This window comes from Streptomyces sp. NPDC002690 (assembly GCF_053592415.1).
On record NZ_JBSFVR010000238.1, the window covers coordinates 1 to 11,628 of the forward strand.

The 11,628-nt window shown below is 71.9% G+C and carries 11 protein-coding genes and 1 pseudogene; 6 read left to right on the forward strand and 6 right to left on the reverse strand.

Annotated elements, in window-relative coordinates; all coding sequences use genetic code 11:
• The 5 genes and pseudogenes from ACWD3D_RS25150 to ACWD3D_RS25170 all read left to right on the forward strand — a co-directional run.
• The coding region (locus ACWD3D_RS25150) for an elongation factor 1-alpha C-terminal domain-related protein (RefSeq protein WP_451463065.1) at window positions 1-855 on the forward strand (855 nt) is incomplete at its 5' end.
• A 43-nt stretch (window positions 856-898) separates the two neighbouring features.
• Window positions 899-1,592 (forward strand): annotated as a pseudogene (locus ACWD3D_RS25155) (ABC transporter ATP-binding protein).
• Window positions 1,576-2,481, forward strand: coding sequence for an ABC transporter permease (locus ACWD3D_RS25160; protein WP_451463066.1), 906 nt, complete (start codon window positions 1,576-1,578; stop codon window positions 2,479-2,481). Before ACWD3D_RS25155 ends, ACWD3D_RS25160 begins: the two are co-directional and overlap by 17 nt.
• 82 nt (window positions 2,482-2,563) lie before the next feature.
• The gene (locus ACWD3D_RS25165) at window positions 2,564-4,111 is read left to right on the forward strand and encodes a glycosyltransferase family 2 protein (RefSeq protein ID WP_451463067.1); all 1,548 of its coding nucleotides are present in this window, start codon (window positions 2,564-2,566) and stop codon (window positions 4,109-4,111) included.
• Between the two features lie 32 nt (window positions 4,112-4,143).
• A complete protein-coding gene (locus ACWD3D_RS25170; RefSeq protein ID WP_451463068.1) occupies window positions 4,144-4,488 on the forward strand; it encodes a hypothetical protein in 345 nt (114 codons plus the stop codon).
• Window positions 4,489-4,623: 135 nt separating this feature from the next.
• On the opposite strand, the gene rlmB is transcribed toward ACWD3D_RS25170, so the two are convergent.
• From rlmB to ACWD3D_RS25200, 6 genes are all read right to left on the reverse strand, one after another.
• Window positions 4,624-5,580 carry a 23S rRNA (guanosine(2251)-2'-O)-methyltransferase RlmB gene (gene rlmB, locus ACWD3D_RS25175; RefSeq protein WP_387373068.1) on the reverse strand — a complete coding sequence of 319 codons (957 nt, stop codon included), beginning with the start codon at window positions 5,578-5,580 and terminating at the stop codon, window positions 4,624-4,626.
• Between the two features lie 107 nt (window positions 5,581-5,687).
• Window positions 5,688-7,088, reverse strand: a complete 1,401-nt coding sequence (gene cysS, locus ACWD3D_RS25180) for a cysteine--tRNA ligase (protein ID WP_451463069.1) — start codon at window positions 7,086-7,088, stop codon at window positions 5,688-5,690.
• A 226-nt stretch (window positions 7,089-7,314) separates the two neighbouring features.
• Window positions 7,315-7,719, reverse strand: coding sequence for a PPOX class F420-dependent oxidoreductase (locus ACWD3D_RS25185; protein ID WP_328720941.1), 405 nt, complete (start codon window positions 7,717-7,719; stop codon window positions 7,315-7,317).
• Between the two features lie 190 nt (window positions 7,720-7,909).
• Window positions 7,910-8,419, reverse strand: a complete 510-nt coding sequence (ispF, locus tag ACWD3D_RS25190) for a 2-C-methyl-D-erythritol 2,4-cyclodiphosphate synthase (RefSeq protein ID WP_328720939.1) — start codon at window positions 8,417-8,419, stop codon at window positions 7,910-7,912.
• Complete coding sequence (ispD, locus tag ACWD3D_RS25195; RefSeq protein WP_451463070.1) at window positions 8,409-9,221, reverse strand: 2-C-methyl-D-erythritol 4-phosphate cytidylyltransferase; 813 nt, start codon at window positions 9,219-9,221, stop codon at window positions 8,409-8,411. Before ispD ends, ispF begins: the two co-directional genes overlap by 11 nt.
• Before the next feature lie 572 nt (window positions 9,222-9,793).
• On the reverse strand, window positions 9,794-10,276 hold the full coding sequence (locus tag ACWD3D_RS25200) for a CarD family transcriptional regulator (protein ID WP_003953493.1): 483 nt from the start codon (window positions 10,274-10,276) through the stop codon (window positions 9,794-9,796).
• A 751-nt stretch (window positions 10,277-11,027) separates the two neighbouring features.
• Here ACWD3D_RS25200 and ACWD3D_RS25205 point away from each other — a divergent pair.
• A partial coding sequence (locus ACWD3D_RS25205; protein ID WP_451463071.1) for a DUF461 domain-containing protein occupies window positions 11,028-11,628 on the forward strand: 601 nt, incomplete at its 3' end.

Here is an 11,628-nt window from a genome sequence, read left to right on the forward strand (position 1 = left end):
AACGGCGTCGTCGAACAGACCCGCCGCCACGCCGCCGTCGCCGCCCTCCTGCGCGTCCCCCACGTCGTCCTCGCCGTCAACAAGATGGACCTCGTGGACTGGTCCGAGAAGGAGTTCCTGCGGATCACCGAGGACTTCGCCCGGCATGTACGCGAACTCGACCACCCGATAGGTGAGTTCACCGCGATACCGGTCTCCGCGCTGACCGGCGACAACGTCGTGGACCGTTCCTCGCACATGGACTGGTACACCGGCCCCGCCCTCCTCGACCACCTGGAGACCGTCCGCACCGACGACGGGCAGGCGGACCGGCCGGCCCGGCTTCCCGTGAGTTACGTCATCCGGCACGGCGACGACCGTTACTACGCGGGCCAGTTGACCTCCGGCGAGCTGCGCACCGGTGACACGGTGGTCGTCCTCCCCTCCGGTGTCACCTCCACGGTCACCGCCGTCGACCGTCTCGGCAGCCGTGTCGACGCCGCGTACGCCCTGGACTCGGTCTCCGTACGCCTCGCCGACGACCTCGACATCGGCCGGGGCGACCTCATCGCCCCGGTGGCCGAGGCGCCCGCGCTCACCCGGAGCCTCGACGCCGACGTCTGCCACCTGCACGAACGCACCCTGCGCGTCGGGGACCGGGTACTGCTGAAGCACACCACCCGTACGGTCAAGGCGATCGTCCAGGACCTGCCCGGCCGGCCCGACGGTCTCACCACCAACGAGCTGGGCCGGATACGGCTCCGCACGGCCGAACCGCTCGCCGCCGACCCCTACGCCGACTCGCGCCGCACGGGTTCCTTCCTCCTCATCGACCCCGCTGACGGCGCCACGCTGACCGCGGGCATGGTCCGGTGATCGCGTGCCGATCCCGGGCAGGGCGCCCGCGCCCGCACTCGTCCTGAAGCAGGTCACGCACACCTACCGGAGCGGCGAACCGCCGGTGCTCGACCGGCTCGATCTCACCGTCGCGCAGGGGGAGTTCCTCTGCGTCCTGGGCGCGTCCGGCTCCGGGAAGTCCACCCTGCTGAGCCTGTTCGGCGGGCTGGAGCGCCCCTCCTCGGGCACGGTGTCGCTGCCGTCGCCGCGACCCGCGCTGATGTTCCAGGAGCACGCGCTGTTCCCCTGGCTCACCGCCGGCGGGAACGTCGAACTCGCGCTCCGCTTCGGCGGGTTGCCGAAGCCCGAAAGGGACGCGGAGGCCCGGCGGCTGCTCGCCCTCGTACGGCTGCCGGGCGCGTACGACCGGCCCGTCCACGAACTCTCCGGCGGCATGAGGCAACGCGTCGCGCTGGCTCGCGCGCTCGCACAGGGCAGCCGGGTGCTGCTGATGGACGAACCCTTCGCCGCACTCGACACGATCACCCGGGACGTGCTGCACGAGGTCCGGCATCTGGGAAGCGCGCGGGCTCACCGTCGTCTTCGTCACCCACCAGGTGCCCGAGGCCGTCCGGCTCGCCACCCGCATCGTGCTGCTCTCCTCGCGACCGGGCCGCATCGCCCACGAGTGGCGGGCCGGTGAAGCCGGGGCGGACAGCACGGCCATCACCGCCCGGCTGCGGGAGGAGATCCGGCGCCATGCCCTCGCCCACTGAACAGAAGGAGCGGACGGCCGAAGCCGCGGCGCTCACCGAGGGTCTGGACCGGCTGGACAGCACCCCGGTACGCCCGCCCGCACCTCGCGGTACGGCCTGGCGGCGTGCCGCCCGCCTCCGCCGCGCGGCGGGCGCCCCGGCCCTTTCCGCGCTCGTCCTGCTGCTGCTCTGGCAGGGCGCGTACGCGCTCGGCCTCTCCGCCACGCTCCCCTCCCCCGCCGCCGTCGCCACGTCCCTGGGCGACGCGCGGCGGGACGGCACCCTGTGGCCGGCACTGGGCCACAGCCTGCTCCGTACGGCCTGGGGGTTCACGGTCTCCGCGGTGCTCGGCACCCTCCTCGGGCTGCTGATCCACCGGGTGCGCGCCGCGCGCGGGGCGCTCGCCCCCGTTCTGTCGGCGCTCCAGTCGCTCCCCGCCGCCGGCCTGGTGCCTCTCGGGGTCATCGTCTTCGGCGAGTCCGAGAAGGCGGTGTACGCGGTGGTGCTGCTCGGAGCCGTACCGTCCGTGGCGCTCGGCGTGGCCGGGGCACTGGGACAGATCCCACCGCTGCTGCTGCGGGCCGGGCGTTCGCTGGGCGCCTCCGGGCCCGCACTCGTCCGGCACATCCTGCTGCCGGCCGCGCTGCCCGGGCTGGTGGCCGCGCTCCGGCAGGGCTGGACCTTCGGCTGGCGGGCGCTGATGACGGCGGAGCTGATCACCGCGACCCCGCTGCCCGGGGTGGGCCGGCTCCTCAACTCCGGCAAGGAGAACGACGACACCGCGCTCGTGCTCGCCGCCGTCCTCCTCGTGCTCGCCGTCGGCATCGTCATGGAGTCCGCCCTCTTCACCCCGGTGGAGCGACGGGTGCTGCGCGCCCGCGGCCTGCTCCCCGACCCCGCCCGGCCCTGACCCCTGCCCGAACCCCCGGCCCTCCCTCGAGCCGCCCCGCCCCACCCGCCGTGCGCCCGCGCACGCCCCGAAAGGCACACCCATGAGCCCGGCCGCCTCCTCATCTCCGCCGAAGGTCAGCGTCGTCGTCCCCGTGTACAACCCGGGTGCGCACATGGACGAGTTGATCGACTCCCTGCTCAACCAGACGATGGACCCCGGGGACTTCGAGGTGATCCTCGTGGACGACGGTTCGACGGACGGCACCGGAGAGCGGCTCGACCGGCTCGCCGCCGAACACGCTCACTTCCAGGTGATGCACATCCCCAACTCCGGCTGGCCGTCCCGCCCCCGCAACCTGGGGATCGAGCGCGCCCGGGGTACCTACGTCCAATTCGCCGACAACGACGACTGGTTCGGCACCGAGGCCCTGCAACGCCTCTACGCGTACGCCGAGGAGAACGGTTCCGACATCGTGGTGGGCCGGATGGCCGGCCGGGGCCGGGGCGTCCCCCGGGAACTGTTCCGGAAGAACCTCCCCGACGCCCGGCCGGAGAAGAGCGCGCTGGTCGACAGCCTCACCCCGCACAAGATGTTCCGCCGGGCCTTCCTGCTGGAGCACGGGCTGCGCTTCCCCGAGGGCAGACGCCGGCTGGAGGACCACGTCTTCGTGATGGCCGCCTACTTCGCCGCCCGGCGGATCTCGGTCCTCGCCGACTACGTCTGCTACTACCACGTCGCCCGTCCCGACCACTCCAACGCGGGCTTCCGCACCTTCGACCCCGCCGGCTACTTCGGCAACCTCCGCGAGGCGCTCGACATCGTCGACGCGAACACCGGGCCCGGCGCCGTCCGCGACCGGCTGCACCGGCGGTGGCTGCGGGTGGAGACCGTCGAGCGGCTCAGCGGGAAGAGATTCCTGAACGCCCCCGAAGAGTGGCGCCGGGACTTCTTCCGCGAGGCCCGCGCCCTGGTCGCCGAACGGTTCGGCCCGGGGGTCGCCGCAGGGCTGCCCGCCCGCCAGCGCGCGGCGGCCGAACTCCTCGTCCAGGACCGGATCGACGCGGTACGCGAACTCGCCGGGTGGGAGGCGGCGGTCCGCGCCAAGGCCACCGTCTCCGCCCCGTCCGCCGAGGAGATCACCGCCACCGGCGAACTGCTCTCCGGCGGCTCCCCGCTCACCTTCAGCCACCGCCCGGACGGGACCGACTCGCTGTCCGTCCCGGTGGACGGCATCCCGGCCGAGGCACTGGACGTCACCAAGGCGCTCAGGACGGCCAAGATGGACGTGCTGGCCCGGCGCAGGGGCGGCGCGGAGGAGTTCTTCGTACCCTCGAAGACCAGCGTCACCCGGGTCCCTGACCCGACCGTCCCCGGCGCCTTCCGGACCGTTCACACCACCGTCGCCCGGCTCGCCCCGGACACCCTCAACTCGGGCCGTAACGCCGGGACGTGGGACCTCAAGGTCCGCATCAGCAGCTGCGGCTGGCAACGCGACGCCACGCTGCCGCTCAGTCTCCTCATCAGCACGGACGGCGCCCCGCCCGTCCTCACCACCCCGCCCGCCCGCCCCGTCACGGTCCTCCGTCTGAAGCGGGCGGCCCGGCGCAGGGCGGCGGCCCTGCTGGCCCGGCTGCGCGGCCTGGTCTGAAGACCCTCCCGGCCGGACGCCATCATGGCGCCATGAGCGATACGAACCTGGCCAACGGCGGTGTCTGGCGACTGCACCACGGCCCCCACGAGCTCGCCCGGCTGACGGTGACCGGCACCGACATGCCCTGGGTGCACGCCACGGTCGAGACGCTTCCCGCCTTCGAGGAGTTCCGCCCCCTCTTCGAGGAGCAGGCACGCGCCACCGCCGAGGAGGACTGGGAGCGGGCCGACACCTGCTTCCTCCGGATACGCGAGGCGCTCACACTGACCTTCCCGGACGGCGGCCAGGTCGCCGAGTTCGCGCTGGACCTCCACGACGACGGCACCGCCGACTGGCGATGGCACGACGAGCCCTTCGGCCCCGACGACCTGTAGCCCGCTCGTAGCCCGCTCACCCCGGGCGTACGAAGACGGCCCCGGGGCCACCCGCGGCGGCGGGCGGCCCCGGGGCCGTCTTCGTCATGCGTACCGGCCCGGGCGCGTGGTACCGGGCCGGTGGTCAGTGGGCGCTCACGCGCGGCGGCGGGCCACCTCGTAGAGCACGATGCCGGCCGCGACACCGGCGTTCAGCGACTCGGCGCCACCCGGCATCGAGATGCGGACGCGGTAGTCGCAGGTCTCGCCCACGAGGCGGCCGAGGCCCTTGCCCTCGCTGCCGATCACGATGACGACCGGACCGGCCAGCTGCTCCAGGTCCTCCACCGTGTGCTCACCGTCGGCGGCCAGACCGACGACCGTGAGGCCCGCCTTCTGGTAGCCCTCCAGCGCGCGGGTCAGGTTGGTGACCCGGGAGACCGGGGTGCGCGCGGCCGTACCGGCCGACGACTTCCAGGCGCCCGCCGTCATGCCGGCCGCACGCCGCTCGGGGACGACCACGCCGTGGCCGCCGAACGCCGACACGGACCGGACGATCGCGCCCAGGTTGCGCGGGTCGGTGACCCCGTCGAGCGCGACGATCAGCGGGTCCTCGCCGTTGTCGTACGCGGCGGCGGTCAGGTCCTCCGGGTGCGCGTACTCGTACGGCGGGACCTGGAGGACGAGGCCCTGGTGGTTCAGGCCGTTCGTCATCCGGTCCAGCTCGGGGCGCGGCGCCTCCATGAGGTTGATGTTGCCACGGTCGGCGGCGAGCTTCAGCGCGTCACGCACCCGCTCGTCGTTCTCGATGTACTGCTGGACGTAGAGCGTCACCGCGGGGACGCCGTCGCGCAGCGCCTCGTAGACCGGGTTACGGCCGACGACCATCTCCGAGGTGCCCTTGACGCCGCCGCGCCGAGGGGCGGGGCGACGGGCCGCCGCCTGCTTGGCCGCGGCGTTCGCGATGCGGTTCTTCTTGTGTCCCTTGCGGGCGGAGGCGGGCGGCGTCGGGCCCTTTCCTTCGAGGCCACGGCGTCGCTGCCCACCGCTGCCGACCTGCGCGCCCTTCTTGTTGGACGTGCGGCGGTTCCTGCGCTGGCTGTTCCCGGCCATGACCTACCTGTTTCGTTGCTTCAGAAATGCTTCTACAAGTGAAAGTGTGCCGCCCGGACGGCCGGGCGGCACATTCGCGCCGGTGGGCGCGGTGTGAGGAGCGGTGCTCAGCGCGGTCCCAGTGTCCACCGGGGGCCGCTCGCACTGTCCTCGATGACCAGCCCGGACTGGTTCAGCTGGTCGCGGATCGCGTCCGCGGCTGCCCAGTCCTTGCGCTCGCGGGCGCCCTGCCGCTGGTCCAGCACGAGCCGCACCAGCGTGTCGACGACGCCGTGCAGGTCCTCGCCCCGGTCGCCCGCGCCCGCCCAGTGCGGGTCGAGCGGGTCCAGGCCGAGGACGCCGAGCATGGCCCGGACCTCGGCGAGGCGGGCGATCGCGGCTTCCTTGTCGTCGGCGGCGAGGGCGGAGTTGCCCTGGCGCACGGTGGTGTGGACGATCGCGAGCGCCTGCGGGACGCCCAGGTCGTCGTCCATCGCCTCGGCGAAGGCCGGCGGCACCTCGGAGGCGGGCGCGACCGTCTCGCCCGTCTTCTCGGTGACCCGCTGCGCGAAGCCCTCGATCCGCGCGAACGCGGACTCCGCGTCACGCAGCGACGCCTCGCTGTACTCGATCATCGAGCGGTAGTGCGCGGCGCCCAGGTAGTAGCGGAGCACGATCGGTCGCCACGCCTTGACCATCTCGCTGACCAGCACGGAGTTGCCCAGCGACTTCGACATCTTCTCGCCGGCCATGGTGACCCAGCCGTTGTGCACCCAGTACTTGGCGAAGGTGTCGCCGAACGCCTTGGACTGGGCGATCTCGTTCTCGTGGTGCGGGAAGATCAGGTCGATCCCGCCGCCGTGGATGTCGAACTCGGTACCGAGGTACTTGTGCGCCATCGCGGAGCACTCCAGGTGCCAGCCAGGACGGCCGCGGCCCCACGGGGTGTCCCAGCTGGGCTCGCCCGGCTTCGCGGACTTCCACATGGCGAAGTCGCGCGGGTCGCGCTTGCCGGTCTCGCCCTCGCCGGACGGCTGGCGCAGGTCGTCGAGGTTCTGGTTGGAGAGCTCCAGGTACCCGGGGAACGAGCGCACGTCGAAGTAGACGTTGCCGTCCGCCGCGTAGGCGTGGCCGCGCTCGATGAGGCCGCGCATCATCTCGATCATCTCGGTGATGTGGCCGGTGGCGCGGGGCTCGTAGGTGGGCGGCAGGCAGCCGAGGGCGGCGTAGCCGTCGTTGAACGCGCGCTCGTTCTCGTACCCGATCGACCACCAGGGGCGGCCCTGCTCCTCGGACTTCCAGATGATCTTGTCGTCGATGTCCGTGACGTTCCGGACGAACGTCACGTCGTAGCCGCGGTACGCGAACCAGCGGCGCATGATGTCGAAGTTCAGGCCGGAACGGATGTGCCCGATGTGCGGTGCGGCCTGGACGGTAGCGCCACAGAGGTAGATCGAGACACAGCCCGCTGTGAGCGGGACGAAGTCACGGATCTGCCGGGCGCTGGTGTCGTACAGGCGAATAGTCACGCCACCAGGGTAGTAGGCCGACACCCGTGCCCCGCGACCTCTGACGAGCCTCGGGGTAACTTTTCTGCTATGCGAGCCCCTGGAGGGCGCCCCGAAGGCATCACCACGGGGCACGGGGTGCAGGTGGGACGCGTGGAACGGGCGTGGCGGGGCCGTTCAGCCCGCGCGGGAAACCCTTTCCGGCGCGGGCGGGGCGGTCGCCGTCGGACGGCCCCGCGACCGTCCCTCAGATGCGGCCGACCACCTTGCGCGGGGTGATCCGCACGACGACCCGTTCGGCGTCGTTCACGGAGTCCGGGTTGAAGTCCGCGTACCCCTTGCCGGTGTACTTCCGCGACAGCTGGTCGATCAGCTCCTGACCGCCCTCGGTCGACAGGGTCGCCTCGCCGCGGATCTCGGCGTACGAGTACGGCGCGTCGAACGGCTGGAGCAGCACGGTGACCCGGGGGTCGCGGCGCAGGTTCTTCTCCTTGCGGCGGCCCACCGTGGTGGAGATCAGTACGTCGTCGCCGTCCCGCGCCACCCACACGGGTGACACCTGCGGGCTGCCGTCGGGCTGGATCGTGGCGACGTTGACGAACACGGGGGTGTCCAGCAGGTTCTTGAGCTCATCGGAAAGTGCGGCGGTCATGACCTACATCCTCCTGCGGGTGGCTGTGACGGACTATGACGGTGAGTGATGCGCTCACTCCTACCCGCCAACCCCGCGCCCGCTCCATTCGTTCCCGCGACACGCCCACCGGAAGGGTGAAGTCGTGGACGCGGTGGGTGTACGGACTCCCGGGGCCCACCGCCGTCCGGCAGCGGGCCCCGGCACCGCCTCAGGAGGCGCGGTACACCAGCGCGGTGGCGATCCCCGCGACGCCCTCGCCCCGGCCGGTGAAGCCGAGGCCGTCCGAGGTGGCGGCGGAGAGCGAGACGGGCGCGCCGACGACGGCCGAGAGCACCTGCTGCGCCTCCTCGCGGCGCTTGCCGATCTTCGGCCGTACCCCGACGACCTGCACGGCGACGTTACCGATCTCGAAGCCCGCCGCCCGCACGATGCGCGCCGCCTCGGTCAGCAGCGTGACGCCGGAGGCGCCGGACCACTCCGGGCGGCCGGTGCCGAAGTGCTGCCCCAGGTCACCGAGGCCGGCTGCGGAGAAGAGGGCGTTGCAGGCGGCGTGCGCGACGACGTCCGCGTCGGAGTGGCCGGCCAGGCCGGGGCCCTCGCCCTCCCACTTGAGGCCCGCGCACCAGAGCTCACGGCCCTCCTCGAAGGCGTGGATGTCGGTCCCGATCCCGACGAGCGGGATCACGGGACGCGGCTGGGGGGTCGGCTCAGAAACCATCGTTCGCCCTCCGGCGTGCGAGTACCGCTTCGGCCAGCACGAGATCGAGCGGCCGGGTCACCTTGAACGCCTCCTCGTGGCCGGGCACCACGACGACGGGCTCGCCGAGACTTTCCACCATGCCCGCGTCGTCGGTGGCTCCCTCGCCGCCGAACGCCGCGGTCGCGTGCGCCCGCACCAGCGTGTCCCGGTCGAAGCCCTGCGGGGTCTGCACCGCGCGCAGCCTGGCCCGTACGGGGGTCGAGAGCACCGGCTCCGGAGCGCCCGGGGCAGCCGAGGGCTCGACCTCCTTGACGGTGTCGGCGAGCGGTACGGCGGGCACCACGGCCGGGGCGCCGCCGTGTACCGCCTCGATGACCGCGTCCACGGTGTCGACCGGCACGAGCGGGCGGGCCGCGTCGTGCACCAGGACCGTGGCCACGTCCGCGGGCAGCGCCTCCAGGCCGAGGCGGACGGACTCCTGGCGGGTCTCGCCGCCGGGCACCACCACGTAGTCGGTGCGCTCGGGCAGGGCGTGCGCGTCGAGCAGGTTCTTCACGGCGGGGGCGCCGTCCGGCGGGGCGACCACCACGACGAGCGAGACGGCGCGCGAGGCCGCCATCGCCCGCACCGCGTGGATCAGCATGGGCGTGCCGCTCAGCGTGCGCAGCGCCTTGGGCGCGCCGGGCCCGAGCCGGACCCCACGGCCGGCCGCCGGGATGACCGCGGCGGTACGGGACGGACGGGCGGCGCCTGTGGCGGGCGCCTGCGCGTCCGCCGGAACCCGCTGCCCGGCGGGCGGTGGCATGTCGGACGGTGACATCGGTGACATCGGTTGCACTCCGAAGCTTCGGCAGGTTTGTCGCCACGGCCGACGTGGGTAGGGCACCGAGCGAGCCGCCGTACAACGGCCCGCCTCGGTCCGGACCCCTTCCGTGACCCGGTCGAGCGAGTCGTGGCGGCGGCGCGGGGCGGCCGGTGCGTTGACCGGCCGAAGGGGACGCTAGCCGTACAGGTGCCGGCGCGACCACCACCGGGTATCCGGCCGAATTCGGCCGCATCCGGGTGGCCGAAAAAGAATCTTGAAAAGTGCCGGGCACCTTGGTGTCCGGCCCCCCGCACGCGGTGAATCCGGTGCGGTGGGTTCCGCCGCATCGGAAACCCGCCGCACCGGGACCCGAAGTCGGGCGACGCGGGGGTATGAAGCGGTGCGGGGGCGGAAGAGCCCCCGACAGGAACGCGGCCGGGCGTGAAGTGGTCCGGCGCGAGCGGACGACGCAGGCCCGCTCGCGCACGTGCCCGGAAAACGAACATGCCGCGCTGCCCGGAGACTCACCGTTCATTACGGCTGGTCAGCGGGCACCACGGCATATTCGACGACCGGTGTGATCCGGTTCAGGACGCGAGAACCTCGTCGAGCAGGGCTTCGGCCTTGTCCTCGTTCGTGTTTTCCGCGAGAGCCAGCTCACTCACCAGGATCTGGCGGGCCTTGGCGAGCATGCGCTTTTCTCCGGCGGAGAGTCCGCGCTCGCGCTCACGACGCCACAGGTCGCGCACCACTTCTGCGACCTTGATGACATCGCCAGAGGCGAGCTTCTCCAGATTTGCCTTGTAACGACGGGACCAGTTCGTCGGCTCTTCCGCGTACGGCGCACGCAGCACCTCGAAGACCCGGTCCAGCCCGTCCTGCCCGACCACGTCGCGCACGCCCACGAACTCCGCATTGTCCGCCGGCACACGTACCGTCAAGTCGCCCTGAGCGACCTTGAGCACCAAGTAGGTCTTGTCCACGCCTTTGATCTGGCGAGTTTCGATAGCCTCGATCAGCGCGGCCCCGTGATGGGGATAGACCACGGTGTCGCCAACCTTGAACGTCATGTGACAGGTACCCCTTCCGTGGCTATCCAGGGTAACACGAGAACCGCTACTCCTGAATGGCGTTTTCGCAGGTCAGGGCATATCTCGGGGCTTGACAACAGCATCCGGAACGTGCTGCGCAGGCCTTCACGGAGACGGTATTCGCAGGTCGGAGCCGGTGTGCGACCGGCCGGAAACGCACGGTCCGCACGCCTGGGAACTCTGTCCGAACGGGTTAAAGATCCCGTTTTGCCGGATTCGGGAAGCCGTGCTTTGTTCCATGCGTTCGGAGATCGATCACACGGTCGACGGAAGTTTCGCCGACGCATTGGAATTGATCAAGCGGTTCGTGACAACCGCCACGACAACCCCTGCGACAACCCCCGCCACAACCGCCCTCGCGCTTTTTCCGCCAACGAATGCGTCACCGCGGGGAAAATTGATCATTCGCGATTTGTGAACGGCGGATGTCGGACGGTGACCCGCCTCGCCGGGCCGTGTGGCCGGACGGGCGATCCGGGCGGGGCCGGGGTCATTACGGGCCCCAGGACCAGAACGGGCCGCGGGCCGCCCGGCTCCCGGCGAAGAGCCCCGGGCCAAAGGGGCGGGTCGGGTGCGGGCCGCGAGCGGCGGCTCGGTAGCCTAAGGCCGCTGACACACCCTTAGGGCGGCTTTACGTCACTCGGTCCGCCGCCCCGCACGGTCGTGCAGTGCACCTGCGCACCACGCCCGTAGTCCGCAGAAACCGAACGTTCAAGGAGTTGCCGCCGCCGTGAGCCGCAGCCTTCGACACGGCGCTCTCGCCGCCACTGCCCTCGTGATCTCCATCGCCTCGCTGTCCGCGTGCGCCGCGGGCAACAACGCGGCGACCCTCCAGGTCCGGCCGGACAACGCCGCCACCTCGGTCGGCGACATCAAGATCCAGAACGTGAACGTCGTCACGCAGCCCGACCACGACGCCGAGGGCCCCGCCGTGGTCACCGGAGCCGTCTTCAACCAGGGCGACGAGGACGAGACGCTGGAAGCCATCACGCTGCCCCGGTCCAGCACCGAGGTGAAGCTGCACGCCGCCAAGGGTGACGGACCGCTCGTGGTCCCGGCCGGCGGCAAGATCGTCCTCGGCGGCGAGGGCAACGCCTCCGCCGTCATCGAGAGCGGCCGTCAGGCCACCCAGAACGGCAACGTCGAGCAGGTCGTCTTCCGCCTCAGTGAGAGCGGCGACATCGCCCTGGGCGCCACCGTCGTCCCGTCCCGTTCCTACTTCGAGGGCTTCGGGCCGAGCGCGCTGCCCACCGCCGCCGCATCGCCCGACGCGACGGCCTCGGCGGACGCCACCACGAGCCCCGACGCCACCGCGAGCCCGACCGACGGCG

Coding starts and splice junctions, on each gene's coding strand:
- ACWD3D_RS25160 (WP_451463066.1), top strand. CDS start 1,576: ATGCCCTCGCCCACTGAACAGAAGGAGCGGACGGCCGAAGCCGCGGCG.
- ACWD3D_RS25165 (WP_451463067.1), top strand. CDS start 2,564: ATGAGCCCGGCCGCCTCCTCATCTCCGCCGAAGGTCAGCGTCGTCGTC.
- ACWD3D_RS25170 (WP_451463068.1), top strand. CDS start 4,144: ATGAGCGATACGAACCTGGCCAACGGCGGTGTCTGGCGACTGCACCAC.
- rlmB (WP_387373068.1), bottom strand. CDS start 5,580: ATGGCCGGGAACAGCCAGCGCAGGAACCGCCGCACGTCCAACAAGAAG.
- ACWD3D_RS25185 (WP_328720941.1), bottom strand. CDS start 7,719: ATGACCGCCGCACTTTCCGATGAGCTCAAGAACCTGCTGGACACCCCC.
- ispF (WP_328720939.1), bottom strand. CDS start 8,419: ATGGTTTCTGAGCCGACCCCCCAGCCGCGTCCCGTGATCCCGCTCGTC.
- ispD (WP_451463070.1), bottom strand. CDS start 9,221: ATGTCACCGTCCGACATGCCACCGCCCGCCGGGCAGCGGGTTCCGGCG.
- ACWD3D_RS25200 (WP_003953493.1), bottom strand. CDS start 10,276: ATGACGTTCAAGGTTGGCGACACCGTGGTCTATCCCCATCACGGGGCC.